Origin of the sequence: Limnoglobus roseus, assembly GCF_008254045.1 — a bacterium.
GTDB classification, from domain to species: domain Bacteria; phylum Planctomycetota; class Planctomycetia; order Gemmatales; family Gemmataceae; genus Limnoglobus; species Limnoglobus roseus.
Map to the genome: position 1 here is coordinate 6,485,407 of NZ_CP042425.1, position 24,780 is coordinate 6,510,186.

28 protein-coding genes are annotated in these 24,780 nt (G+C 66.4%); 13 read left to right on the forward strand and 15 right to left on the reverse strand.

The genetic code is table 11. From position 1 onward, the window contains the following. Nucleotides 1-155: 155 nt before the first annotated feature. From PX52LOC_RS44130 to PX52LOC_RS27425, 4 genes are all read right to left on the reverse strand, one after another. Nucleotides 156-479 (reverse strand): hypothetical protein, encoded by a 324-nt coding sequence (locus PX52LOC_RS44130; protein ID WP_149111049.1) that lies wholly within the window; start codon nucleotides 477-479, stop codon nucleotides 156-158. Next, complete coding sequence (locus tag PX52LOC_RS44135) at nucleotides 473-901, reverse strand: transposase (protein WP_149113080.1); 429 nt, start codon at nucleotides 899-901, stop codon at nucleotides 473-475. The genes PX52LOC_RS44130 and PX52LOC_RS44135 overlap by 7 nt, the downstream gene beginning before the upstream one ends. 103 nt (nucleotides 902-1,004) lie before the next feature. Next, on the reverse strand, nucleotides 1,005-1,631 hold the full coding sequence (locus PX52LOC_RS27420) for an IS630 family transposase (RefSeq protein ID WP_246173482.1): 627 nt from the start codon (nucleotides 1,629-1,631) through the stop codon (nucleotides 1,005-1,007). Continuing rightward, on the reverse strand, nucleotides 1,619-2,125 hold the full coding sequence (locus PX52LOC_RS27425; RefSeq protein ID WP_149109026.1) for a helix-turn-helix domain-containing protein: 507 nt from the start codon (nucleotides 2,123-2,125) through the stop codon (nucleotides 1,619-1,621). The genes PX52LOC_RS27420 and PX52LOC_RS27425 overlap by 13 nt, the downstream gene beginning before the upstream one ends. 114 nt (nucleotides 2,126-2,239) lie before the next feature. Here PX52LOC_RS27425 and PX52LOC_RS27430 point away from each other — a divergent pair, with 114 nt between their 5' ends. Next, nucleotides 2,240-3,067, forward strand: coding sequence for an IS5 family transposase (locus tag PX52LOC_RS27430; protein WP_149113081.1), 828 nt, complete (start codon nucleotides 2,240-2,242; stop codon nucleotides 3,065-3,067). 262 nt (nucleotides 3,068-3,329) lie between these two features. Here the strand turns inward: PX52LOC_RS27430 and PX52LOC_RS27435 are convergent, their stop codons facing one another. The 3 genes from PX52LOC_RS27435 to PX52LOC_RS27440 all read right to left on the reverse strand — a co-directional run bounded on the left by PX52LOC_RS27435 (nucleotide 3,330) and on the right by PX52LOC_RS27440 (nucleotide 5,765). Beyond that, nucleotides 3,330-4,358 carry an IS110 family RNA-guided transposase gene (locus PX52LOC_RS27435; RefSeq protein WP_149109721.1) on the reverse strand — a complete coding sequence of 343 codons (1,029 nt, stop codon included), beginning with the start codon at nucleotides 4,356-4,358 and terminating at the stop codon, nucleotides 3,330-3,332. Between the two features lie 91 nt (nucleotides 4,359-4,449). Beyond that, nucleotides 4,450-4,608 carry a hypothetical protein gene (locus tag PX52LOC_RS41010; RefSeq protein WP_168219026.1) on the reverse strand — a complete coding sequence of 53 codons (159 nt, stop codon included), beginning with the start codon at nucleotides 4,606-4,608 and terminating at the stop codon, nucleotides 4,450-4,452. Then, on the reverse strand, nucleotides 4,605-5,765 hold the full coding sequence (locus tag PX52LOC_RS27440; RefSeq protein WP_149111051.1) for an IS701 family transposase: 1,161 nt from the start codon (nucleotides 5,763-5,765) through the stop codon (nucleotides 4,605-4,607). The genes PX52LOC_RS41010 and PX52LOC_RS27440 overlap by 4 nt, the downstream gene beginning before the upstream one ends. A gap of 131 nt (nucleotides 5,766-5,896) precedes the next feature. Between PX52LOC_RS27440 and PX52LOC_RS27445 the strand changes: the two genes are divergently transcribed. Both PX52LOC_RS27445 and PX52LOC_RS27450 read left to right on the forward strand, forming a co-directional pair. Next, complete coding sequence (locus PX52LOC_RS27445) at nucleotides 5,897-6,925, forward strand: IS110 family RNA-guided transposase (protein WP_149109721.1); 1,029 nt, start codon at nucleotides 5,897-5,899, stop codon at nucleotides 6,923-6,925. Nucleotides 6,926-7,348: 423 nt separating this feature from the next. Next, entirely contained in the window at nucleotides 7,349-7,645 is a 297-nt protein-coding gene (locus tag PX52LOC_RS27450; protein WP_168219237.1) for a helix-turn-helix domain-containing protein, read from the forward strand. Here PX52LOC_RS27450 and PX52LOC_RS27455 read toward each other — a convergent pair. Together PX52LOC_RS27455 and PX52LOC_RS27460 are read right to left on the reverse strand one after the other, a co-directional pair. Further along, nucleotides 7,572-8,126, reverse strand: a complete 555-nt coding sequence (locus PX52LOC_RS27455; protein WP_149113083.1) for a tyrosine-type recombinase/integrase — start codon at nucleotides 8,124-8,126, stop codon at nucleotides 7,572-7,574. The genes PX52LOC_RS27450 and PX52LOC_RS27455 overlap by 74 nt on opposite strands. 167 nt (nucleotides 8,127-8,293) lie before the next feature. Next, the gene (locus PX52LOC_RS27460) at nucleotides 8,294-8,530 is read right to left on the reverse strand and encodes a hypothetical protein (RefSeq protein WP_149113084.1); all 237 of its coding nucleotides are present in this window, start codon (nucleotides 8,528-8,530) and stop codon (nucleotides 8,294-8,296) included. A gap of 835 nt (nucleotides 8,531-9,365) precedes the next feature. Here PX52LOC_RS27460 and PX52LOC_RS27465 point away from each other — a divergent pair. The 4 genes from PX52LOC_RS27465 (at nucleotide 9,366) to PX52LOC_RS41015 (ending at nucleotide 11,971) form a co-directional block, all read left to right on the forward strand. Beyond that, on the forward strand, nucleotides 9,366-9,719 hold the full coding sequence (locus tag PX52LOC_RS27465; RefSeq protein WP_149113085.1) for a hypothetical protein: 354 nt from the start codon (nucleotides 9,366-9,368) through the stop codon (nucleotides 9,717-9,719). Nucleotides 9,720-9,801: 82 nt separating this feature from the next. Continuing rightward, nucleotides 9,802-10,053, forward strand: coding sequence for a hypothetical protein (locus tag PX52LOC_RS27470; protein ID WP_149113086.1), 252 nt, complete (start codon nucleotides 9,802-9,804; stop codon nucleotides 10,051-10,053). Then, entirely contained in the window at nucleotides 10,050-11,816 is a 1,767-nt protein-coding gene (locus PX52LOC_RS27475; RefSeq protein ID WP_149113087.1) for a tape measure protein, read from the forward strand. Before PX52LOC_RS27470 ends, PX52LOC_RS27475 begins: the two co-directional genes overlap by 4 nt. Further along, the gene (locus PX52LOC_RS41015; protein ID WP_168219238.1) at nucleotides 11,816-11,971 is read left to right on the forward strand and encodes a hypothetical protein; all 156 of its coding nucleotides are present in this window, start codon (nucleotides 11,816-11,818) and stop codon (nucleotides 11,969-11,971) included. Before PX52LOC_RS27475 ends, PX52LOC_RS41015 begins: the two co-directional genes overlap by 1 nt. Nucleotides 11,972-12,151: 180 nt before the next feature. On the opposite strand, the gene PX52LOC_RS27480 is transcribed toward PX52LOC_RS41015, so the two are convergent. Then, nucleotides 12,152-14,833 carry a protein kinase domain-containing protein gene (locus PX52LOC_RS27480; RefSeq protein WP_168219239.1) on the reverse strand — a complete coding sequence of 894 codons (2,682 nt, stop codon included), beginning with the start codon at nucleotides 14,831-14,833 and terminating at the stop codon, nucleotides 12,152-12,154. Nucleotides 14,834-15,317: 484 nt separating this feature from the next. Here PX52LOC_RS27480 and PX52LOC_RS27485 point away from each other — a divergent pair, with 484 nt between their 5' ends. The 5 genes from PX52LOC_RS27485 to PX52LOC_RS27505 all read left to right on the forward strand — a co-directional run bounded on the left by PX52LOC_RS27485 (nucleotide 15,318) and on the right by PX52LOC_RS27505 (nucleotide 17,821). Beyond that, nucleotides 15,318-15,755 (forward strand): response regulator, encoded by a 438-nt coding sequence (locus PX52LOC_RS27485; RefSeq protein ID WP_149113089.1) that lies wholly within the window; start codon nucleotides 15,318-15,320, stop codon nucleotides 15,753-15,755. A gap of 205 nt (nucleotides 15,756-15,960) precedes the next feature. Then, nucleotides 15,961-16,368, forward strand: a complete 408-nt coding sequence (locus PX52LOC_RS43465) for an IS5 family transposase (RefSeq protein WP_168218752.1) — start codon at nucleotides 15,961-15,963, stop codon at nucleotides 16,366-16,368. Next, nucleotides 16,365-16,790, forward strand: a complete 426-nt coding sequence (locus tag PX52LOC_RS43470; protein ID WP_246173804.1) for a transposase — start codon at nucleotides 16,365-16,367, stop codon at nucleotides 16,788-16,790. Before PX52LOC_RS43465 ends, PX52LOC_RS43470 begins: the two co-directional genes overlap by 4 nt. Before the next feature lie 144 nt (nucleotides 16,791-16,934). Further along, nucleotides 16,935-17,123, forward strand: coding sequence for a hypothetical protein (locus PX52LOC_RS27500; protein ID WP_149113090.1), 189 nt, complete (start codon nucleotides 16,935-16,937; stop codon nucleotides 17,121-17,123). 308 nt (nucleotides 17,124-17,431) lie between these two features. Then, a complete protein-coding gene (locus PX52LOC_RS27505; RefSeq protein ID WP_149113091.1) occupies nucleotides 17,432-17,821 on the forward strand; it encodes a hypothetical protein in 390 nt (129 codons plus the stop codon). Nucleotides 17,822-17,886: 65 nt separating this feature from the next. Here the strand turns inward: PX52LOC_RS27505 and PX52LOC_RS27510 are convergent, their stop codons facing one another. The 5 genes from PX52LOC_RS27510 to PX52LOC_RS27530 all read right to left on the reverse strand — a co-directional run bounded on the left by PX52LOC_RS27510 (nucleotide 17,887) and on the right by PX52LOC_RS27530 (nucleotide 23,125). Next, nucleotides 17,887-18,036 carry a hypothetical protein gene (locus PX52LOC_RS27510; protein ID WP_149113092.1) on the reverse strand — a complete coding sequence of 50 codons (150 nt, stop codon included), beginning with the start codon at nucleotides 18,034-18,036 and terminating at the stop codon, nucleotides 17,887-17,889. 101 nt (nucleotides 18,037-18,137) lie between these two features. After that, a complete protein-coding gene (locus PX52LOC_RS27515; RefSeq protein WP_218575173.1) occupies nucleotides 18,138-19,280 on the reverse strand; it encodes a GlxA family transcriptional regulator in 1,143 nt (380 codons plus the stop codon). 157 nt (nucleotides 19,281-19,437) lie between these two features. After that, nucleotides 19,438-19,950 (reverse strand): hypothetical protein, encoded by a 513-nt coding sequence (locus PX52LOC_RS41020; RefSeq protein ID WP_168219240.1) that lies wholly within the window; start codon nucleotides 19,948-19,950, stop codon nucleotides 19,438-19,440. A gap of 53 nt (nucleotides 19,951-20,003) precedes the next feature. Next, nucleotides 20,004-21,135 (reverse strand): IS3 family transposase gene (locus PX52LOC_RS27525; protein WP_390637529.1). Its coding sequence is split into 2 segments (ribosomal slippage): nucleotides 20,004-20,852 and nucleotides 20,854-21,135, totalling 1,131 coding nucleotides; the frame shifts between segments, so codons are not numbered across the junction. A 28-nt stretch (nucleotides 21,136-21,163) separates the two neighbouring features. Next, nucleotides 21,164-23,125, reverse strand: coding sequence for an SNF2-related protein (locus PX52LOC_RS27530; protein ID WP_149113093.1), 1,962 nt, complete (start codon nucleotides 23,123-23,125; stop codon nucleotides 21,164-21,166). 522 nt (nucleotides 23,126-23,647) lie between these two features. Between PX52LOC_RS27530 and PX52LOC_RS27535 the strand changes: the two genes are divergently transcribed. After that, nucleotides 23,648-24,779 (forward strand): IS3 family transposase gene (locus tag PX52LOC_RS27535; protein ID WP_390637529.1). Its coding sequence is split into 2 segments (ribosomal slippage): nucleotides 23,648-23,929 and nucleotides 23,931-24,779, totalling 1,131 coding nucleotides; the frame shifts between segments, so codons are not numbered across the junction. Nucleotide 24,780: the final 1 nt, after the last annotated feature.

Sequence of the window (24,780 nt, forward strand, 5' to 3'; positions counted from 1 at the left end):
CGTCTGCAATCCTGGAACGGCGGCTGAGCCGCCGTTCCTTTTTTTCGTTAGAGCGTTTTGAATTTCAGTCTTGCGGTCCGTAGCCGGCATGTCGGATGTAGTTCCGGCATTCCGGTTCGGCGAACTAGGTCCTCCGGCCATTCAGCCGCACTGGTTTATCCGGGCGGCGAGCCAGACGAAGCCGGCGTCGTGGGCCGCTTCCTTCCCGGACCGCGTCGCCACCCGCCGGTCGCGTTTATGCGGCCGAAGAACCACTCGATCACGTCGCGGTTCTTGTACCGACTCCGGCGGTCGCACGTCACCCGCTTCCGCGTCGAGTTCGGACGGATGCACGCCCGGGCCCCCAACCGCCTCACGAACGCGCGGATCGCATCGCTGTCGGCGGCGGCGGCCACGACATGGCCGACAGCGCCCGGCTTAAAGCCGGCCCGTAGGGCTCCCGCGTGCGGGGCGTCGCCACGCGGGCCGGCCGTCACCACCGGCGTGAGTCGCCGACCCCGTCGGTCGACCGCCGCATGCCGCTCGGTCGTCCGCCCGCCGCGGCTTCGTCCGCCGCCTCTTTTCCCCGGGGCAAGCGTCGCCCCGCCGAGGCCACCGGATGAGCCTTGACCGTGGTGGAGTCCATCGGGACCTCCTCCCGGTCCGGGTCGCCCAGGGCCTTGGCGATCCGCTCCCGCACGCCCGCCGCGCACCACCGATCGAACCGCTCCCCGACCGTGTTGGGCTTACCGAATCGCGTGGGCCGGTCGGCCCAGGGGATTCCGGTCTTGAGGGCGGAGAGGACGGCGTTGGCGAACCGTCGGTTGTCGACGGCGGTCCGCCCCGGGTCGCCCGCCTTGCCGGGCAAGAGGCCCGGGGTCGTCTCCCATTGCGGATCGGTCGGCTCATGGCGATGTCGCATGCCGCACTCCTCCGTGAGCGACGCCCACCCTCACCAATGCCCAACCACAATGCCAGATCGAATGTCCGTAGGACCTAGTGGTTCATTGCGTCTGATTCTTGGGCTACAGTCTCTTGAGTTTCACCCGCGCGTCGGCGGTGGTGAACGGCCAGTCGATCGTCACTTCCGCCGCGTTCCGATCCTGCTCCCAGGCCGCTACTTCCCGGGCCAGCGTGGCCCGGTCGGGGATGCGGCGGCCCAGGCACTGGCGGGCCAGGGCGCCCAACTCGCACGCGGCGATGTTCAGCCACGACCCGTGTTTGGGCGTGTGATGCCACTCAAACCGCCCGGCCAACCGGCGGGCCGTGGGCGGGTCGAACGCCCCGTACAACGCCGCCGGGGTGTGCGTCGATAGGTCGTCACAGACGAGGACGATCCGGTCGGCGTCGGGGTAATGCTCGTCGCTCAGCACCCGCAAGAACCGGGCGCAGTCGACGCCCGTCTTCCGGTCCGTGACCGACACGTGCCGCCGGCCGGCCAGCGGCTCCACGGCCACGAACAGGTTGGCCATGCCGCCCCGCGTGTACTCGCGGTCTTGCTCGGCCGGCGACCCCGGCCGCACGGGGAGCGGCTCCCGCACGTCGCCGATGAGTTGCTTGCCGCCCGCGTCCACGCACACGACCGGCCGCTTCAGGTCCGGCGGTTTCGCACACGTGCCCAGCACGTCCTCCGTGCTCGCTACGAACGCCACGGTCGCCCTCGGCGGGATGACCCACGGTTGCCGGAGCCACGGCTTGAGGTCGTTTTGGGGAGCGTCCGCCACGCGGTGGCCGGGTCGATCGGCGCGACCACGGCCCGCTCGGCGGGCTTGTCGGCCCGCAGCTTCATCGCCCACTTTCCCCGGCCGTCGGGGGCGGCCGAGCAGGCCAGGGCGATGAGCTGGGCCTCCGGCTTGCCGTCCGGCTTGCGGTACTGGCGGCCGGTCGGCTTCTTCCGGTGTCGGGTGGCGTCGAGGCCGTCGGCCGCGAACTCCTGGCGGACCCGCATGACCGTGTTGCGGGACGTGTCGAGGTGGTCGGCGATGTCGTCGTCCGTCCAGGCGTCCGGCCCGCGGGCATCCGCATGAAGTAAGATGGCGGCCCGGCGGCGGAGGGCGGCCGGGTGCGGTCCCGTCTGCCGGAGGCGATCCAGGGCGTGCCGCTGGTCGCCGGCCAGTCGCACCACCACCTTGTCCGCCCGTGCCATCGCCGCTCTCCTCCACCCTGGCCTGGAGAAGGATATCAACGGCAGGATTCAGGCGCAATGGAGCACTAGAGCCTGTTATGAACTCAAGGGCTGATGTCGGCATAGTTTGGCGGGATGAGTGAGCAGCGGAAGGCATACCCGACGGACGTATCGGACGACGAGTGGGCGTTCGTCGCCCCGTACCTGGCCCTCCTGCCGGCCGACGCCGGGCCGCGGGTGCACGACCTGCGAGACGTGTTCGACGCCCTGCGGTACATCGTGAAGACGGGCGGCCGGTGGCGGCTCATGCCGCACGACGTCCCGCCGTGGCCGGCCGTCTACCAACAGGCCCGGCGGTGGGTGGCGGCCAAGGTGTTCGAGCACATGGCCGACGCCCTGCGGATGGTCGTGCGGGTGGCGGTCGGCAAGGCGGCCCACCCGTCGGCCGCGGTCCTCGACGGGCGGGCGCGGCAATCCACCCGGGAGAGCGGGTCGCGGGCCGCGGCCGACGGGTACGAGCGGAAGAACGGGTCGAAGGTGCATATCGCCGTGGACACGCTCGGGAATCTGCTGGCGTTGGAGGTGACGGCGGCGAGCGAGCAGGAGCGGGCACAGGTGTTCGAACTGGCCGCCGACGTGCAAGAGGCGACCGGGCAGAGCGTGCGGGTGGCGTTCGCGGACCAAGGGTACACCGGCGGCCAACCGGCGGCCGACGTGGGCAACCACGGCATCGCGTTGGTGGTCGTCAAGCCGGCGGAGGCCAAGCCGGCGGAGGCCAAGAAGGGGTTCGTGCTGCGGCCCAGCCGGTGGGTGGTGGAGCGGACGTTCGCCTGGCTCGGCCGGTTCCGGCGGCTGGCTCGGGACTACGAGCGGCTGACCGAGACGCGGGCCGGCTGGCACGGGGTGGCGGCCGGCGTCTTACTCCTCCAACGACTCACCGACCTGGTCAGCGAAAGTTCATAACAGGCCCTAGTCCTTCGATGAACGCCGGCCGATTGTCAACAGCAAGCGAGTCGATTCGTTCAAGCCACCGCGTGCAGCCCAGTCTTCGATCCGAGCATCCGGGGTGAACCCGTAGCCCAAGTGGGTCGGTTCCGAGCGGGTGACGACTGCCCCAACTACAGTCGAGTGGCCGACGGGTCGGCAACCCAGGACTAGACCGAGCGCGTCGTCACACCGCGGGCTCGCAGTGGTTCTCCTCTTCTCCTCGCCAGCTCTTGGCTCGTTACGCCGCCGCCTTCACCGGCTGCACCTGATGGAACAGCCACCGCACCCACCGGTTGGCGACGGCCGCGGCCACCACGCTCCCCGGCTTGCCCCGGCCCTTCATGTCGGCCGCCAGTTTCTTCCACCGGGCGTCGTACCGCACCAGCCGGTGGGCGGCCTCGATGAGCACGACCCGCAGCTGCGGGTTGCCGGCCTTGATCAGCCCGGCGTCGGCCTGCTTCTGGCCGCTCGACGCGTTCCGCGGCGACAGCCCGCAGAACCGGGCCGCCTGCTTGCCCGTCCGGAACCGGTCGAACCGCCCGATCTCGGCCCGGATGGTGGCCGCCGTGACCAGGCCGATCCCCTTCATCGTCAGCAGATTCACGACCAGGGCATCCTCGGCGGTGACCTGGGCCAGGCGTTGCTCGGCCGCCTTGACGTCGCCGGCCAGGGCCTTCAGGCGGCCCAGGTGCCGGTCCATCACCCACCGCGTCTGCTCGCTCAGGGCGGCGTCGCGGGTCAGCCACGTCAGCCACGCCACCGTCCACGGGTTCACGCCCTCGGGGGCGGCTACCCGGTTGTCGCGGAGCAGGGCCCCGATCCGCAGCTTGACGTTCCGCCGCTCGCCGACGAGCTGCTGGCGGTACCGGACGAGCCGTCGCAGTTCGCGGACCTCGGCCGGGGCGTGCCACACCTTGGGCAGGTACCCGACCCGCTCCAGGTCGGCGAGCATCTTGGCGTCCGAGTAGTCCGTCTTGTCCGGGTTGCCCTTCATGCGGGCCACATACCCGGGGTGGGCCAGGTCGACCAGCCACCCGGCTTTGGTCACCAGTTCCTCGGCCAGATCGGCCGACCCGCTGCACGCCTCGATGGCCGCCCGCACGTCGGTGCCGAACCGGGCGACGGCGTCGCGGATGGCCCGCCAGTCGTTCGCGCAACTCTGGTTGAGCAACACGCGGCCGCCGCGGTCCAGGGCGCACACCTGGACGGACAGGGTGTGGTAGTCCAGGCCCACGAAAACGGGGCCGGTCGTCGTTGCCGCGGGCATGGCTGGTCCTCGAAGGTGTGGTCCTGTTGATGGTGACCACACCCACCCTCTCCGGCAACCAGCGTTCATCCCCATCTACAGTCGTAGTTGTTCAATCGGGCGGTTTGGCCTCACGCTTCTTGTAATGGCAGTCGCGGGCGCGATGTTGGTGCCGTCGTCGCCACACCGACCATGCCAGCACCTGTTTCGCCAACGGGGCGAACGCCCACACCAACCGGGCGAGCAACTTCCGCACCTCGGGGACGCTCACCCGGATTCGCCCCGCGCCCCCTTTTCCCGCCGCGGGGCCGGCACTCGCGAGCGGATCACGGCCACCACCGCCAGGGCGAACAGGCTGAGCGTCGCGTGCCGATGCCAGCCCCCCCACGACCGCACCTCGTATTCGCCGAACCCACATTCCCCCTTGCTCAACTCCAGACATTCCTCCACCCGCCACCGAGTCCCGGCCACTCGGACCAGCTCGGCCGGTGGTGTCGCCGCCGGGCCGCGGGCGAAGAAGTACGCCCGCTCGCCCGGCCGCTCCCGGTGTCGTCGCACCACCAGCCACAACGGCCACCCCCGCTCGCCAGTGGGGCCGAACGCCTCCGCCGCCCAGTCGTACTCCCGCGGCCCCTTGCTCCCGTCCCCGGCACTGGCCCGCCGCCACGCGCCCGCCGCGAGCGCGTCGGCGACCGCCCCGACCGTGGAGCGGAACCGCCCGTCGAACAGCGGCTGGTTCGACGGCACGGCCAGCAGGTACGGCGGCCCCGCCTCCTCAAGGAATCGCCGGAATTTCCCGCCGTGGCCGTACACCGTGTCGCCCGCCACCCACGCCGCCCGCACCCCCAGCCGCCGCGCACGCCGGATCATCCGCTCGGCCCGCTGCGGCTTCGTCGCGAACCCCACGCCCTCGGGCACACCGGCGGCGTCACATCGCTCGCGGTCGCCGGCCCACTCCTTCGGCAGGTACGGTGCCCGGTCGAGGAAGGCGTGCCCCTTCGGGCCAGCGTAAGCCCGGAACACGCCCACCTGGGCGTTCTCGATCCGGCCCGCCGTGCCGGTGTACTGGCGGGCCACCCCGCACGACTTCGTTCCCTTCTTGACGAACCCGGTCTCGTCCACGATCCGCACCCCACCGCGATCGCCGAGGTGCTCGTGGACGTACCCGGCCAGGTCGTCCCGGGCCGCGCCCGCGTCCCCGTCGGCGCGGGTGAGCCGGTGTTGCACCCCGTCGGGCGTCGCCTCGCCCAGGTACTCGGCCAGCTGCCACCCGTTCTTCCGCTCGGCGTCGGTGAGCAACCCGCGCAGGTAGGCGGCCGCTCGCTGACGGGGTTCGCTGCGGGCGAAGTGCCGGCCGATCCGCTCGCCCACCGCCCCCACCTCGGCGGCCCACTTCTTCACGACACGCTGAGTCGGCTGTCCGGACATGGCCCACCCTCGCCCTAACTCCTTTGGCGTGGCTATCATGTCAACTACGACTGTAGATGGGGATGAACGCTGGTTGCCGGAGAGGGTGGGTGTGGTCACCATCAACAGGACCACACCTTCGAGGACCAGCCATGCCCGCGGCAACGACGACCGGCCCCGTTTTCGTGGGCCTGGACTACCACACCCTGTCCGTCCAGGTGTGCGCCCTGGACCGCGGCGGCCGCGTGTTGCTCAACCAGAGTTGCGCGAACGACTGGCGGGCCATCCGCGACGCCGTCGCCCGGTTCGGCACCGACGTGCGGGCGGCCATCGAGGCGTGCAGCGGGTCGGCCGATCTGGCCGAGGAACTGGTGACCAAAGCCGGGTGGCTGGTCGACCTGGCCCACCCCGGGTATGTGGCCCGCATGAAGGGCAACCCGGACAAGACGGACTACTCGGACGCCAAGATGCTCGCCGACCTGGAGCGGGTCGGGTACCTGCCCAAGGTGTGGCACGCCCCGGCCGAGGTCCGCGAACTGCGACGGCTCGTCCGGTACCGCCAGCAGCTCGTCGGCGAGCGGCGGAACGTCAAGCTGCGGATCGGGGCCCTGCTCCGCGACAACCGGGTAGCCGCCCCCGAGGGCGTGAACCCGTGGACGGTGGCGTGGCTGACGTGGCTGACCCGCGACGCCGCCCTGAGCGAGCAGACGCGGTGGGTGATGGACCGGCACCTGGGCCGCCTGAAGGCCCTGGCCGGCGACGTCAAGGCGGCCGAGCAACGCCTGGCCCAGGTCACCGCCGAGGATGCCCTGGTCGTGAATCTGCTGACGATGAAGGGGATCGGCCTGGTCACGGCGGCCACCATCCGGGCCGAGATCGGGCGGTTCGACCGGTTCCGGACGGGCAAGCAGGCGGCCCGGTTCTGCGGGCTGTCGCCGCGGAACGCGTCGAGCGGCCAGAAGCAGGCCGACGCCGGGCTGATCAAGGCCGGCAACCCGCAGCTGCGGGTCGTGCTCATCGAGGCCGCCCACCGGCTGGTGCGGTACGACGCCCGGTGGAAGAAACTGGCGGCCGACATGAAGGGCCGGGGCAAGCCGGGGAGCGTGGTGGCCGCGGCCGTCGCCAACCGGTGGGTGCGGTGGCTGTTCCATCAGGTGCAGCCGGTGAAGGCGGCGGCGTAACGAGCCAAGAGCTGGCGAGGAGAAGAGGAGAACCACTGCGAGCCCGCGGTGTGACGACGCGCTCGGTCTAGTCCTGGGTTGCCGACCCGTCGGCCACTCGACTGTAGTTGGGGCAGTCGTCACCCGCTCGGAACCGACCCACTTGGGCTACGGGTTCACCCCGGATGCTCGGATCGAAGACTGGGCTGCACGCGGTGGCTTGAACGAATCGACTCGCTTGCTGTTGACAATCGGCCGGCGTTCATCGAAGGACTAGGCAGCTCGGCCTGCCCCCAACAATTCGTACAGTCACCACGCGTCCCTTTCGGGCCATGATGGTTGGCTGTTCCCCCCACGTGAGATCTCCGCCTCTGCAGAGCGGTCTCGTCATGGGCACGATGTGAGAACCTTTGGCAAATGCTACGACCGGACAAGGAATCAACCATGATCGCAGACGAAAAGGTGTTCACCGTGAAGGAAGCGGCACGCTCGCTCCGGCTCTCCGTGGCAAGCATTTACGCCCTCTGTGCCGTGAAGAAGTTGCGGCACCAGCGGGTCGGCGTGGGACGGGGGAAGATCCTCATCCCGGCCGATTCAATCCAGGAGTACCTGGCCAAGGGGACGGTGGAACCGGCGGGCGTCTCGCCCCCACCGCGCGGAACACGCGTCAAGTCGTTCGGCCATCTGGACTCGGATCGGCTGCTGGCGGCGTGGAAGGCTCAAGGGGTGAAGTCGGTGTGACCGTGCCGTTCAACTTCCGCAACGCGGCGTGGAGGTGGGCCTTGTTCCCCGCCAGGTGGACGTAGTGCTCGGTCACGCGGGTCGTCGTGTGGCCCATCAGCTCCGCGAGCGTCTTGATGTCCACCCCGTTGACGATGGCCCGCGTGCCGAACGCGTGCCGCAGGCCGTAGAGCTTGGCGTCGGCGGGAATGCCCGCCTTCTTGCGGCCCCGCTGAAGGCGGAGCGACAGGTTCGACCGGTTCCACGGCGTCCCCCGGTGGTTGTAAAAGACCAACTCCCCGCCTTCCTGCCGCGAGCGGATCGAAATGAGCAGTCGGACGATCTCGGCGTCGAGCGAAATCACCCGCGGCTTCGGCACCCGTTGCGTTCTCGAGGTCTTGTGCTTCACGAGGACGATGACGCCGGCGTCCATGTTGATGTCGTTCCACTGAAGCCGCCGGGCCTCGCACAGGCGGGCTCCGGTCAGCCGTAGGAACAGCAGAAATTCGACAAACCGCTCACCGGGTGCGGGCCGACTCTCACCTTCCGCCCGTGCGCGGCGGCCGCCAGCCCTTCGAACTCGTCGTCGGTCATCGGCCGCCGAGACGAGCCGTGGCGGTGGGTCACCCCGCGAAACGGGTTGGCCGGGACGAGGCGCTGCTTAAAGGCCTAGTTGAAAGGGCGGTGGATGATCGACACAGCGTGGCTCCTCGTCCAGTCGCTTTCCCACTCGGTGTGGGAATCGACCCAAGCCGTCAGGTGGTACGGCAGGCACTCGCGGTCGTTGACCCCGCGAAAGCCGTGGGACTCGGCGAACGACTGGAAGTACCGCTTGCGTTCTTCGAGAGTCGCGGGTTCGAGGCGAGACTTGGCGTACTCGATGTACAGGTCGATGACGGCGGCCACGGTCAACCGCCGGCCGTCGGCCTCGGGGTTGGCGTTGCGGAGGGTGAGAACGTCGCGAAGCTTTTGCTCGGCGGACTTCTTGTTCTCTTTGCCCCCAGCGCAAGTTTTTTTTGTTTACCTGCGACCTGGGCCATCCACCAGCCGGTCTGCTTACGAAACTACGGATGTGGCGATTTTGCCATGACTTGGCCCCCTTGCTCGGGGATCACCGGACTAGTGTGGTGATGAGCCGGAAGGCTTGCTGTGACGTGTGCCCGGCCAACCGCTGGAACGGTTGGCCGGGCTTTTTCTTTTCACTTTACCGGCGAAGCGTGCATTTTAGCGTGCACCATTCATTCGCCGTAAGTCAGTGGGCGGTACAGGATTTGAACCTGTGACTTCGTCCGTATGAACGCGGTCAGTTAACCCCCTCGAAACTCAATAACCCTCAATTATCAGCCACTTTTCGCACGCTCTACCCGCCTGCATCCTGACACAAGTTCGCACATTTTCCAGCAGATTTTCTGATGGTGGGCTGATTTCCGATGATTTCCGATGGGACTTTTCAATACCTCTCCCCTGCCCTTCACCGTGAGAGTGCGTCCCGATTGGGGAAGTACTCGCACGCTCGCCATCGGCATTAGAGGAATGGTGAGCGCTTACACGTTGGCCGAAATTGACGATGGTCCAATCCAAAGGGACTCGACAACGAACAAGTTATGGCGATTTAGTATTACTTTGTTTTACTTTTGGGGCTACACTTCCCCGACCGCCGGCGGGTCACGCGGTCGCGGAGTCACGAACCACAACCCATGCGGGCTTGTGACGGCCCGGCACTAACCGACGGAGAGTTGACGTGAGTTTCAAAACGAGCTTCCTGGCCGCGATCGCGGCCCCCCGGTTCAAGGACGCGGACACCCCGTGGGGCCGGGTCCGCGTCCTGGCCCTCACGGGCGACGCCTACGACAAGTACGCGGCCGCCCGGGCGAAGACCAAGTCCGTTACCCGCGGGAACGCCCTGTTCGTGGTCGCGACCGTGGTCGCCCCGGAGACGAACAAGCCGGTCTTCACCGAGGACGACGTGGACGACCTGTGCGACGGGAACACGTCCGCCGTCCTGGCCCTCGCCGAACTGGCCACGTCGGTGAATGCGGAGGACGAGTTCCAGGACGCGGCGGGAAACGCGATGACCGCCGGCACGACTGGCTGAAAATGTGCCGGCGGTTCCGACTGCCCGAAGACGTCCTCAAGCCGCTGATGACCGAGGCCGAGTTCCGCGCCCACCTGGGGGCGTGAACCGGCTCGACGATTCCGAAGACCGCCTCGTCCACCTGGCGACGGTGGCGGCGACGATCCTGAACTTGATCGCGAGTTCGTCGCTCGTGTGCGGGAAGCCGCCCTTCGACGCGGACGAAATCACGCCGTGGGCCAAGAGAGGGCGGCGATCGGCCCCGGCCGGCGAGCAAGCGATGACTGACGAGGAGTACGCGGCGGCCGTGCAACAGCGGCTGGCGCAACACGCGAACGCAAGGGTCCGAGAATGAGCCGCGTCAACGTCGGAACCGTCGCCATCAAGGCCATCGTGGACGCCGAGGGCGTTGACACGGGCACGGACAAGTTCGCGAAGGAAGTCGGCAAACTGCCGAAGGTCGCGACCGACGCCGAGGCGAAGTTGGACCGCCTCACCAAGTCGTTCAACGACGTGAGCCGGGCCGCGAAGCTGGCCAAGGACGCGACCGGCCAGTTCTCCGGTTCCACCCTCAAATCGGTGCCGGGCGGGGCGGCCGCGGCCAACTTCCTCCGCAACGCGGGCGGCCGGTTCGGGGCCGGTCTCGGCCCTGACCTCGGCATCCTCGCCGGCGCGAAGCAGGAGGCCAAGGACTTCCAGAAGGCCGAGAGGATCTTCGACGACATCCGCAAGCGGGAGCAGAAGCTCTTCCGCGGCGTCAACGCCACGTTCGGCGTCCTCGACCCGGGCAAGTCCACGTTCCAGGAGCTGGCCGCGCGGAGCGAAGAGCGCGAGCGGCGGCGGGTGGCCCGCGAAAAGGTCTTGACCGCGGACTCGTTCAACCTCCTCGACGACGTGCCCAAGCCCGGGCAGCCGGCCGCGTTCGGCTCGTCGGACGCTTCCAAGCGGTCTCGCATCGCCTTCTCCCTCGCCGAGCAGCGGCGGAAGGAAGAGGAGAAGGCCGCGGCGACCACGCAGGCGTCGGCCAACCAGCGTCGCCAGGAAGCCGAATCCCAAGCCCAACGCCGGTCGCGCGTCGCCGGGTCCTTGGCCAACCAGAAACGGACGGAGGCCGAGGATCAGGCCCAACGTCGGTCGCGGATTGCCTTCTCCCTCGCCGAGCAGCGGCGGAAGGAGGAGGAGAAACAGCGCGCGGAAGAGGCCGAGCGGCGGGCGAACAGTCCGTTCGCCCGCGCCCAGCGCGGGGCCGGCGGACTCGTGTCGCCGTTGTTCAGTACGACGGTCGGCACGTTCCTCGGCACCGGGTTGAGCCGGATCGCCGGGACGGTGGCCGGGGCCGCGGGCCAACTCGTGTCCACCGGGTTGCACACCTTCGAGTCGGCCGCCCTGAAGGCGGTGCAAGAGGGGATCAAGCGGGAGGACGCGGAAGTCTCGTTCGGCGCGCTGCTCGGGTCGTCGAAGCGGGGTAAGGCCCTCGTCGGCGACGTGACCGACCTCGCCCTCAAAACGCCGTTCTCGTCGTCGGAACTGCTCGACCAGTCGAAGTTGCTGCTGTCGTACGGCGTGGCGGCCGGCGACCTGACGAAGACCCTCGGCCGGTTGGGCGACGTGGCCAGCGGGGCGGGCGTGGACCTCGGCCGGCTGTCGCTGGCCTACGGGCAGGTGATCGCCAAGGGCCGGTTGCAGGGCGGGGAGATTCGGCAGTTCACGGAAGCCGGCGTCGGCGTGCGGGACTTCGCGAACGCCTACAACGATCAGACCGGCAAGCGGGTCGGCGTGAACACCTTCCTCGGCCTGTCCGAACAGGGGCAGGTGTCCGCGGCCGTCGTGGAGAAGGCCTTCGAGAAGATGACCAGCGCCGGCGGGCGGTTCTTCGGCCTGATGGACGACAAGAGCCGCACGTTCGGCGGCCGGTTGCAGGCGCTGCGGGAGTCGGCAGACGTGTTCGCCGGGAAGGTCGGTAAGTCGTTCATCGACAACACCGGCGTCGGCAACTTCCTGGACCGCGTGACCGGGAAGATTCAGAAGTTCGACGCGGGCGGCGTGGACAACTTCTTCCGCGGCGCGGACCGCACGAGAGCATCGCGCTGCAGAGCAACAGCGCCGAAGGGGGCGTGATGTACAGCGACGACGAACTCCGCTTCCTTCGGGCGGTCGATGCGTACAAGGCGAAGAACAGGGTGAAGTTCCCGACGGCCGTGGACCTGCTCCGCGTGGCCGTGTCGATCGGCTACCGCCTGCCCGACGAAACGTCCCTTGTGGGCGGCGTGTGAGGTGCCAGCCGGTCGTCCACGTTTCGCAGTGCGGAGATTCAGACCCACACGGCGGGCATGATGAACGCCCGTCACCGAGTATGGCAACTACGCGCAGGCCCTGTGTGCCACGTGGTCGCCTTCCTGCTGGTGGACGAATATCGGTCCATCCCGGCGAACAACGTCCTCAAGAATCGATCCTCACTTGGCCGGTTTGGTCTCACCTCCGTCCCAGGTGATCTTGCACTTCGGCAGGACAGTGGCGAGTTTCCGGACCGCGCCCATCGTGATACCCGTGGCCTTACGCAAATCGAGTTCTTTCAGATCCTGACACCCGGCCAACACCTCCAGCCCCTTGTCCGTGACCCGCGTCCCGGCAAGGCTCACGACGCGGAGGTTCCTGGCGCGGGTGAATTGGGCCACCCCGTCGTCGCCGATCGAGGTTCCTTCCAGGAGAAGCCGCTTGACCCCGGTGCATCCCTGGAAGCAAGCCAAGCCGGCGTCAGTAACTTTGTCGCTCGCGCGGAAGTCCACCCCGCTCACGACGAACGGCACGCCGGGGAGGGCGTCGCGGTCGTTCATCCAAACAGGGGGGTCCTTGATCGACACCGCCCCGCCGACCGACAGCACGTAGTCCGCGGATCTGCGGTCGGCCGCGCCGACCGGCTCGATCGTGCCGCCGTCCCAGGCGATGCGGCATCGTGGCAGGCTGGCGGAGAGCCGGCGGACGCCCGCTTCGGTGACGCCCGTCCCTACGACTTCGACGAGCCGCAGGTTCAGATGTCCCGTCAGTTCCGCCAACGCGGCGTCGGTAACGCCCTTGCAGTCGTTCAGGTAGATGGCCGACAAACTCACGTCCTTCAACTTCCTCAAGCCGTTCTCCGTCACGCCGGTCTTGCTGAGGTGGACCGCTTCCAGTCGGGGCAACTTTGCGACGTGGTCGAGAACCGCGTCCGACAGTTCCTTACCCGTTATGTCGATCGATTTCAGATTCTGGAATCGGACCAACGGCGCGAAGTCGGCGTCCTTCAACACCGTGTGAGTACAGGCCAACCCGATCAGGCTCTTGGCGACCGGGGTTGTAGACAGTGCCTCCAACCCGTCCGCGGTCAGGCTACCCACCGGCGTGACGAGCGTTCGGACTTCCTGAACCTGACGAAACTTCTCTGCGAACGCTCGGTCGAACTTCAGATCCTCGTGGCCCATGACCTCCAATAGACCGAATGCGCCCGCCGGAAGGGGATCGGCGAGATAGATGGACCGCTCCTCCCCGCCGATCGCGATTCGGATCGTTCCGCCGGCCTCGTGTACTAACTCCGCCACGGCACGATCGGCGTCCGCATTGCCCTTCGGCGTCGGGGCCAGCGGCTTTTCGGCCCTCGGAAGAGGAGCCGTGTTGGGCACCGGTTTCTGGACGGCGGTCGCTACGGCCGGCTTGTCCAACCGCACCGCCACCGTCGTCTTTCCGTTCTTCGTGATCTCAAACTTGTCGGTGCTGAGTTTCAGCCCGTCCTTCTCGGCCACGGCGATCGTGTAGTCGCCGATCGACAGTGCGATTTCGCGGTTCTTCGACTTGTCCACGATCACCGCGCCGTCCTTCTTGACGGTGATTTCCACGTCCGGGTCGCTCGCCTCAATGACGAGTGTGCCCTTCGGCGTGGTGACGGTGATGATCTGCGGGAGGACGGCGGCAACGCCCGCCAACAGCAGCAGTCCGAGGGCAACCAGTGGCCACTTCGGCGTCCTCCGGCGACGGGCAACGGGTGCCGCGGGCGATTCCGCCGAGTCTTCTTCGGTGGCGTCGAGGCGGGCAAAGTGATCGGCCCCCGGCGGAACGCGCGTGGCCGTGGGAAGCGATTCCAGCGGAAGGGGCTGCGCCGGCGGGGCCACGGTCTGGCCGAGTTCGATCTGCCGCAACTCCTCGGCCACCTTCGCCGCCGACGCCGGCCGGTCTGTCGGCTTCTTCGCGAGGAGTTGGTGGACGAGCTTTGCCAGCGGTTCCGGCACGGCCGGGTTGAGGTCGCGGATCGGGGGCGGTTCTTCGGTCAGTACGGCGGCCAACACGGCCGTCGCGGTGCTGCCGGTGAACGGGAGGCGGTTGGCGGACAGGCGGTAGAGGACGACGCCGAGGCTGTACAGGTCGGCCCGGAAGTCCACCGCCCCGCCCAACGCCTGTTCCGGGGCCATGTAGGACGGCGTGCCCATGATCGCCCCGGTCGCCGTCAGGTCGGCATCCGGGGCCGCCGCTTCCGTCGGCTTCGCGAGTCCGAAGTCGAGGATCTTCACCCGCCCCTTCGGTGCCTCCAGCCACAGGTTACCGGGCTTGACGTCGCGGTGGACGAGGCCGCGGGCGTGGGCGGCGGCGAGGCCGAGGGCCGTTTCCCGAACGACCCGTACCGCCTCCCGGATTTTCAGCCCGCCCTTCTCCTTCAAGTACACGTCGAGCGGCTTACCCTGGAGCAGTTGCATGGTCAAGTAGGTAACGCCGTCCCGCTCGTCGGCCTCGTAGACGGTGACGATGTTGTCGTGGGTGATCGAGGCGGCGGCGCGGGCTTCACGGAGGAAGCGGCGGCGAGAACTGGCGACGGCGGCGTACTGGGGGGGCATCACCTTGAGGGCGACCTTGCGGTGCAACCGCTCGTCGAAGGCGAGGTAGACGGCCCCCATGCCCCCGCGACCGAGTTCCTTGACGACGCGGTAGGGGCCGAGCGTGCCGATTTCCTCCGGCCGTTGGGGCGGGCCAAACGCGGGGAGCGATTCGGGGACGTTAGGCGGAGCGGCGGCGGAAGGTTGGTGGGTTTCGTAGGCAGCACTGGTGGTGATCTCGGCGGGCGGATTCGCGGCGGGCCGGCCCGCGGCTGCCGTGTCGTTCGACTTCTGCATTTCGGCAACACTCTCGTGAAAAGGGGAGATTGTACCGCCCGGCGTGGCGGCGAGCGAGCCGAAATGTGACCGTGTCGGGCGGGGTCCGCCCGACACGTGGCTCATGATCTGCGCATCATTCTCGACGTGGTGGACCCGATCCCCTTGCGTACCGTGACATTCTCCCCAGCCGGGATCATCCTCACTGTCATCGGCCTCTTCCCGGAATCATCGTCACTGTCATCGGCCTCTTCAAAGTCCATCTACACCGACCGCGCCTTCGACCGGATGCCGATCCAGGGCGGCGCTGCAGGACGCCGGGTGCGAGGACGAGGCGATTCTGGGGCACTGCCGGGGCGACGGGCCGCACGTCCGCGGGTGCTGGGTCGTCGACGGCGTGCTCGGGAAGGGGTGACGCGGAACAGGAATTGCTGTCCTCCCGTTCCGTACAATCACCCTCCGTCGCCCCGGGCAGCATCCTCCCGCTCTCCCGCGACCCTCTCCCATGATGAACGCCATTGACACCACGCTCTCCGTCCTCGTCGCCGACGACCACGCCGACGCGGCCGACTCCCTCGCCCAGATCATCGCCCTCCGCGGCCACCGCCCCCGGGTCGCCCGCAACGGCCGGGACGCCCTCCGCCTCGCCGCCGAGGCCCCGCCGGATCTGGCCATCCTCGACTTGATGATGCCCGACGTGGACGGGTGGGCCGTCGCCCGGCGGTTGAACGCCACCGTCCGCCCGCCGGTGATCGCCGCCGTAACGGGACGGGACGGGCGGACGAGCCGGAACCTGTCGAGCGGGGCCGGCATCCGGTTCCACTGCGTCAAGCCCGTGGACCCGGCCGTCATCCTGGACGTGCTCGACTGGGCGGTTCGGATGAAGCAGTCGGCCGCGGTCGGGCGAACGGATTGCGCCGGCCGTTGCACAGAAACCTGCTGACCGCCTTCCCACTCAGCAACGCTGCCTCAAGACGTTCAGCACCTCTCACTCGGTTCTCAGTTGACCCCACTCGACCCCGGTACGTAAGCTCAGAACTATCTTGCCGGGGGATAATTGATGTGGAAGCAACTAGGCCGTGTTGACGAGCCGTGTTCGTTCGGGGTAAGAGTTTAGGTCGATCCCGACCATTCCGAGGCACGACGCCGTGCGGTACTTGCTCACGGACGACCACTGGGCCATCCTCGAACCGCTCGTCGCCCAGGCCAAGCAGTTCACCGGCGGCCAGCCGCCACGCCTGTCCGACCGCATGTTCTTCGAGGCAATCCTGTACTGGGCCCGGACCGGCATCCCATGGCGGGATCTGCCGAGCGAGTTCGGGGCGTGGGACGCCGTGTACCACCGGTTCGGCCGGTGGGCCCGTTCGGGCAGCCTGCGGCGGCTGTTTGAACTGCTGACCGCCAACCCCGACCTGGGTGACGTCCGCCGCATCCTGGTCGACTCCACCGTCGTCCGCGCCCACCAGCATGCGGCCGGGGCACGGCGGAAGAAAAAAAGATCGGGGCGGCACGAAGTGCTCGCCGTGAGGGTCTTGGCCGCAGCCGGGGCGGGCTGACCACCAAGGTTCTCGTGGCGGCCGTCGACGAGGGCACGGCCCTCGCCGTCGAAGTGTTGCCGGGCCAAGCCCACGACGCCCCGCGGTTGGAGCCGCTGCTCGACGCCACCATCGCTCGCGTGCCGCACTTCGACGAGGCGGTGTGCGACAAGGGGTTCGATGGGGACGACCAGCGGCAGGCGTGCGTCGACCGGGACGTGTTCCCGAACATTCCCAGCCGGAGCAACCGGGTCGAGCCCCAGCCGTTCCTGCCGGACGGGTATCGAGAGCGGAACAAGGTGGAGCGGCTGTTCGGCAAGGCCAAGCAGTTCCGCCGGTTCGCCACCCGGTACGAGAAGCGGAAGACGATGTTCCTCGGTGTGGTCCATTTGGTGTTCGGCGTCCTGCGACTACGGCGACTCAGGAACATCAACACGGCCTAAAACCCAGTTGACACCGGCACGGAACCGTGCCACATTTATCGCTCACGCCCCCCGCGTGAAGTTTCATTGATTTCCTGTTTCGCCCCGCCCCGTGCGGGGCTTTTTTCGTTTGTGCGAACCCGCAGGAACGGGCATCATCCGCCGATGCACGAACTGTTCAAAGAATCCAATCTGCACCACCTGCGGTCACTCGGCTACCATCTCACGCACAAGGCTCGCGAGGACGGAGCCAACCCCGGCAAAGGCATGGCCATCGCAGGTGTGGCCACGATCCTGATCGGAGCAATCATGTTCAGCAAGGGCATGAGCCAATCGCAGGGCAGGGGAAGATAAGACACCCCACCAGCTCGCTCCGCTCAAGGATGGCGTTCAAAACCTGCCCCGTCACCGCCGCTCTGGCCGCTTCCTGGGGCATCTCCGCCATTTTACCGCTTCGCGGATTATGGCTCCGACACCCCATACAGCGACCGACGCGACGGGAAGGCAAAGGCAGGGCGAGAACTGCTCTGTGAAAGAAGCCAAAGGCCGGTTGTAACGATCCCAATCAGCGCCAACCCAAGCAATCCAGCGGCAGATTCTGGACTGGGAAGAGCCTGCGGGTTAGAGGATATGTAACGCCCTTATCCCTCTACGGTGCAGACATGGCCAAGAAGAAAGCTGTCGATTCGAGTGCTGAGGCCACTGCACAGGAAGCCGAAGCAACGACCGGGAAATTGACCCAGCGAGAAGCCGTCGAGAAGGCACTCGCCGCGGGCATGGACACCCCGGCCGAAGGCGTGCCCTATGTGAAAGGGCAGTTCAACATCACGCTCAGCAACCAAGCGTTTAGCACCATAAAGAGCAAGATCAAGAACGGCGGGAAGCCCGCCAAACGAACACCACGCGCCGCAACGGCACCGGCCGCAGCACGGTCTACTGCTGTGTCTGCTCCTGCTGGAGGACTCTCGCTCCACATTGATGCGATCAAGACTCTGGTCGAGACTCTCGGCGTCAACGAAGTCGTTAGCATCGCCCGACTGTTCGCGAAGTGAAAGCAGCCCCGATCGCGCTTCGGCGTGGCCGGGGCTTTTGTTGATTTGGAGTGGGAGACGGGTCATCAGTGCCGTTTGAAATACGCAACTTCCCGCTCATGCTTCTCAGCCGCCTCGCGAGACGAGAACGTGCCGAGGTTCCGCCGCTTACCGGTCTTTGGGTCCGTTTTGCGGGAGTACAGGCGGTACTCGCCTGATTTCAGTTTGCGGATCATAATTTTCTCCTGCTGACGGGCAATCTGCGCATCACCGAGTTGCAACGCCCATGCCGGTGACGGAGCATAACCACCGCACTGAGAAGACGCCCCCGACCGGTTTACGATTGCTTCGACATCCGACGGATGCTTTGCGGTGAATGACCGAACACTCGCATAAAGGCGCGGCGCATTCGCTCCGGATCTGCGAACCCGACCTTGCGGGCGATCGACTCGACCGACTCATCCCCGCCCTCCAGCTTCGACCGGGCCACTTCCGCCCGGATGCGCTCAACCGCCTTGGCAGGGGTCTCGCCCGTGTCCGCAAAGAACACCCTCCCGAACTGTCGGGAACTCAAGGATGCGACGTCCGCCAAGTGCTCAAGGGACAACTTTTCCGCGATGTGCTCGCGAATGTACTCCAAAACGTCCCTCATGCGGTCGGACTCGGGTTCCAGGTCGAGCAGCGACGAGAACTGCGATTGGCCACCGGGACGGCGGTAGTGAACGACCAGCAGTTGCGCGGTGGCCCGTGACGCATCCCGGCCGAGGTCGTCCTCGATCATGGCGAGAGCCAGATCGATACCCGCACTGATACCGGCCGAGGTCCACACCTTCCCGTCCTTGGTAAAGATGCTCTCTCCTTCGACTTTCGCCTTCGGGAACTGCCGTTGCAATTGGGCCGCATGACGCCAGTGCGTCGTCGCGCGACGGCCGTTGAGCAGGTCGGCGTTAGCGAGGAAGAACGCGCCGGTGCAGACACTCCCAACGCGGCGGGCGCCGGTGATGCCGCTCAATATGGCCTGGCGCATTTCGGACATCAGGTTCGGGGGCGTTTTCGACAGATCGCCGCCCGTGACCACGAAGGTGTCACAGGCTTTCGGCCCAACGGCTTCGGTCAGGACGACCAGGCCGCTTGAACTCATGATCGGACCGCCCGCCGGCGAAACCACCCGGAGCCTGTACGAACCACTGACCACGTTCGCTCCCGCGATCTCGAAGGCTGCCAACGGCCCGCTCAAGTCCTGAATCTGGAAGCCCGGAAAAACCAGAAAGGCGACATCACGGGCGGGTGTACCGGCCGCCGCGTCGCGTGAAGCGAGCGCTCGCACCGCCGGTCGTGGCTGGAGTCGTTCCGCAGGCTTTTGCCCCCTATCCGCGGGGCCGGCTTGCTCATTCGATGGTACCCGTTTGACTCGGCGTGCGCTCATGTCGAACCCCGTGTGTTCAACCCCATCTCGTCGAGATACGAGGCTTCCGGGCATTTTCCGCCATCATAAGCGACGAGCGAGTTCGAGCCAAATCAGTCGCGAACATCGGCTCATCTCAAAAGCAGTCTTCGCGTGGTTCTGTGTGGAGTTGGGCGGCGTCCTAATGGCGTTAAACGAGGGAACAATGTCATTTACCTCGAACCCAACCGCGCTACGATGCTCGTGTACGAGATTCACATGACATGCGGGACGGTCGGTACGGGGCGAGAGCGCCCCGGCTTCTCAAAAGAGGGAAATGCGATGACCAAGAAAGCGATGGAAATCCCGTCGAACCACCCGATGTTCGCCGCGCATCACAGCGGGTACGAGCACTACGGATATCGACGCCGTCGCGGAACTTGCTCACGTCGCCGAGGTCAGGCTCACCCCGGCCGACCTCGATGAACTTCGACTGAACAACATAGAGAGTGTTCGATGTCGGCGAGTGATGCACTGCGTCAATGCCTGCGTCGCCACCGCCATCGACCAGCGACGCCGCTGCTTCATCCAGCCCGCATCCCGTCAAGCGATGCACGGCAAACGCGGCCAGCGCACGGGAAAGGAAGTTGTTTTCCTTTTCCTTGTCCGTCTTCCCGGTCTTCGCCGGCGGCACGCGACCGTCGAAATCCCTGTGAAGGCGCGGAGGCACATGGTCTATCTCGTAAGGCTTTTCCACGACGCTCATATCAGCCTCTATAGTGGACCCCATTTGCGAGACCAAAAACCGACGAATTTAAGCTACTCCTTCGCCGGCTCTTTTGACCGTCCGGCCCGGTACACCTCGGCCGGGGTCTTGTACCCCAGTGACTGGTGCAAGCGGGCCTCGTTGTAGAAGGTGAAGTACGCCTTCAACCCCCGCTCCAACTCGGTCACCGTCTCGTATCCCCGCAGGAACACGTCCTCGTACTTCACCGTCCGCCACAGCCGCTCGACGAACACGTTGTCCAGGCACCGCCCCCGGCCGTCCATGCTCACCCGCGCCCCGGCCGCCTCCACCCGCTCGACCCACGCCCCGGCCGTGAACTGCACCCCTTGATCGGTGTTGAACACCTCCGGGGTGCCGGCCGCCAACGCCTCGTCCAGCATGTCCCGGCAGAACGCCCCGTCGAGCGTGTTCGACAACCGCCAGGCCACCACGTACCGGCTGTACCAGTCGATGGTGGCGGCCAAGTACATGAACCCGCCGGGCAGCGGCAGGTATGTAATGTCGGCACTCCACACCTGCCCGACGCGGTCGATCGGCACGCCGCGGAGGAGGTACGGGTACACCGGGTGGCCCCGCCCGGCCGACAGCTTCGGCTTCGGGTGGATGGCTTCCAGGCCCATGACCCGGAGCAACCGCTGGACCCGCTTGCGGTTCGCCGGGTGGCCGTTGCGGGCCAGCCACCGGGCGATCCGCCGGCTGCCGTAGAACGGGCAGGCCGTGTACTGCTCGTCGATCCGCCGCATGAGGGCCAGGTTGTCGGCCGACTCCTCGGCCGGCCCCCGGTAGTACGTGGCCCGGCCGAGCCCGACCAGTTGGCACTGCCGACGGACGCTCAGGTCGGCGTGCCCGGGGTCGATCAGCGGCCGCAGGTCGTCAACCGAACGTCGCAGCTTTTTTTTTCACCCAGTCGAGCTCGACCTTGAGCCGGCCGATCTGCTCGTACAGCGCGGGTGTCTGGTCGTCGCCGGGGGCGACCGCCTTCGCTCCGGCGGCGAACACGGCCTCGGCCCCGGCCAGGAGTTGCTTCTTCCACCCGTGGATGAGGGTCGGGTGGACGCCGAAGTGGGCGGCCAACTCGTTGACCGTCTTGTCGCCCTTCACCGCGGCCAGAGCGACCTGGGCTTTGAACGCCGCCGTGTGGGTCTTCCGCTTCGCCGTCATCAGGACCACCTCCGAGGGCCGCCAGAGTAGCTTACCTGGCGGTCTCAGTTTCGGGGTCCACTATATTCTCCAGAAGCTGACGGCGGGTCTTGGTCATCGCTTCGTTGATCTGCGACGTAAGCTCTCGCTGGAGGTGGACGAAAGACTCCGCAATCTCATTTGCCGTCCGGCAGCCTTGGTAGATTCCCGCAATCCGCTTCTCGAAATCGACGCCCGACTCGATAGCCCCCAGCACCTCGTCGCTTGCTCCAAAGACGCCTTCGAAGAGTTTGAACTTCTCATCCAGCAGCTCGAAAACCCGGCGATCAGCCTCGTTGTTCAGGTTGATGAAGTTGACGACCACCACGTCGAACTTCTGGCCGTAACGGTGACACCGCCCGATGCGCTGCTCGATGCGCTGGGGGTTCCACGGCAGATCGTAGTTCACCACGAGGGAGCAGAACTGAAGGTTGATACCTTCAGCTCCGGCCTCGGTGGCAATCATGATTTTGCCTTGGTCGCGGAAGTAGTCCACGAGCGCAGACCGCATGTCAGCGGTTTTCGAGCCGGTGATCTTCTCCGAACCTGCGTGCTTCTTCACCCACTCGGCGTAGATAGCCCTCGACCCGCTATCAGTGTTCGAGCCATTGAACAGGACGATCCCATCGTGATACGGGCTGTTTCCCAGCAGCCGAAGAAGGTAGTCCTGCGTTTTCCGTGACTCAGTGAAGATGATCGCCTTCCGCGCTGCCCCGAGCCGATCCGCTTCCTCGAAAGCTTTGCCCAGCGCCGTGAGCAGTGCCAGACCCTTCGCGTTCTGCGTGATGTTGAGCGCGAGGTCACGGAAGCTTTCGAGGTCGCGGACTTCTTGATCGATGGCGGCACGGTCACTGTCTGACAGGGGAGCTTCGTCGTCTTCGTCGTCGCCCCACTCTTCAGCAGTCTCATCCAGCCCTTCGTATTCCTCTTCCATTTCCTCTTCGAGGGGCCTCGGCGGGGCTTTGCTGACGAGCTTCCCTTTGAGGCGATAGATCAGCGTGTCGAGCGCACCAGCAATGGCGAACGTCGATGACGCAAGCAGCTTGCGGAGCACCATCGTCATAAGAGACCGCTGGCTGGCCGGAAGTGCTTGCAGGTTGTCGCGACGGAGGTAGGCTGACACCTCGTTGTAGAGCCGGTCTTCGTTGTCCGCTGGCGTGAACTCCTCGACCATCGCGTGCCGCTTCGTGAACGGCACGTACTCGACCACCTGACGGCGAAGGCTCCGGTGGCAGATCGGCCGCAGCCTTGCCTTGAGTGCCTCGAAAACTTCCTCCTCGCTCAGGTTGGCAAACTGTTCTCGGAAGCTCTTCAGGTCTCCGAAGGCATGCTCGTCGATGAAGCTAACCAGACCGAACAGTTCGAGCAGCGAGTTCTGAAGCGGGGTCGCGGTCAGGAGCAGCTTTGGGGCGGCGGTCAGGGCGGTCTTCAGGACGTTGGCGATCACGTTCGACGGTTTGTAGACGTTCCGCAGCCGGTGGGCTTCGTCGATGACGACGAGATCCCACGGCACAGAGGTGATGTCGGCTGCTTTTGCTTTCGCGAACTGGTACGAGCAGATCACCACCGCCTCGCCCGGCTCGAACGGCGAAGGCGTGCCTTCCTTGATCGCGGCTTTGTACGACCTCGCTTCGAGGATTCGGCAGGGAAGTGAAAACTTCTCCTGTAGCTCTTGGTGCCACTGCTTGCGGAGATTCGAGGGGGTGATAACGAGGAGCTTTCTCTTGCGCTCCGCCCATTTTTGGGAGATCACAAGACCCGCCTCAATCGTTTTCCCCAGCCCGACTTCGTCCGCAAGCATCGCTCCTCGGGACAGCGGTGAGCGGAACGCGAAAAGGGCGGCCTCGACTTGGTGGGGGTGAAGCTTTACCTGAGCATCTACGAGGGCACCGGCGAACTTTTCGATGCTGTCGGAGGGGCATCGTTTAGTCAGTTCGTGGGCGAAGAACGCGCTGTGGAAGTCGGTCAGCGTCATAGGACGGCCGTCGAAAACTCGATGCTCGAAACAGAGCGGTCTGCCCGACGAGGACCAAACGGTCGAAGTCACCCATGAGGAGCTGATTCTCGGGGGGCAGAGTTTGAGGGTGAGTCTACCGCGCGTGGCAAGTGCAAGCAACCTCCGTGGCCTGTGACCGTTGCACCACCCAGAGTTGACGAACGCACGACCTGCTCAATCGGCTGACTCGAAAAAAGTCACTTCACCGCACTCGCACACCACGCCGTACAGCGATGATCCACCCGGCAGCCCACGCCCTCCGCGTGCCAATGCCGAGTTCACAGCCGCCCATGTCTCGCCGTGTGATTCAGGAATTGGCCCCGAACCAGGCTTCGGCCACTCACCAGTTCGCTCACGATGGGCTTCGACCCAACACCTGATGTCTCCGATCGACAAGCGGGGCAACGCCTGCTTGTTCCTCACGCCGCGATGTTCCGGCTATAGTGGACCCCGAAACTGAGACCGCCAGGTAAGCTACTCTGGCGGCCCTCGGAGGTGGTCCTGATGACGGCGAAGCGGAAGACCCACACGGCGGCGTTCAAAGCCCAGGTCGCTCTGGCCGCGGTGAAGGGCGACAAGACGGTCAACGAGTTGGCCGCCCACTTCGGCGTCCACCCGACCCTCATCCACGGGTGGAAGAAGCAACTCCTGGCCGGGGCCGAGGCCGTGTTCGCCGCCGGAGCGAAGGCGGTCGCCCCCGGCGACGACCAGACACCCGCGCTGTACGAGCAGATCGGCCGGCTCAAGGTCGAGCTCGACTGGGTGAAAAAAAAAGCTGCGACGTTCGGTTGACGACCTGCGGCCGCTGATCGACCCCGGGCACGCCGACCTGAGCGTCCGTCGGCAGTGCCAACTGGTCGGGCTCGGCCGGGCCACGTACTACCGGGGGCCGGCCGAGGAGTCGGCCGACAACCTGGCCCTCATGCGGCGGATCGACGAGCAGTACACGGCCTGCCCGTTCTACGGCAGCCGGCGGATCGCCCGGTGGCTGGCCCGCAACGGCCACCCGGCGAACCGCAAGCGGGTCCAGCGGTTGCTCCGGGTCATGGGCCTGGAAGCCATCCACCCGAAGCCGAAGCTGTCGGCCGGGCGGGGCCACCCGGTGTACCCGTACCTCCTCCGCGGCGTGCCGATCGACCGCGTCGGGCAGGTGTGGAGTGCCGACATTACATACCTGCCGCTGCCCGGCGGGTTCATGTACTTGGCCGCCACCATCGACTGGTACAGCCGGTACGTGGTGGCCTGGCGGTTGTCGAACACGCTCGACGGGGCGTTCTGCCGGGACATGCTGGACGAGGCGTTGGCGGCCGGCACCCCGGAGGTGTTCAACACCGATCAAGGGGTGCAGTTCACGGCCGGGGCGTGGGTCGAGCGGGTGGAGGCGGCCGGGGCGCGGGTGAGCATGGACGGCCGGGGGCGGTGCCTGGACAACGTGTTCGTCGAGCGGCTGTGGCGGACGGTGAAGTACGAGGACGTGTTCCTGCGGGGATACGAGACGGTGACCGAGTTGGAGCGGGGGTTGAAGGCGTACTTCACCTTCTACAACGAGGCCCGCTTGCACCAGTCACTGGGGTACAAGACCCCGGCCGAGGTGTACCGGGCCGGACGGTCAAAAGAGCCGGCGAAGGAGTAGC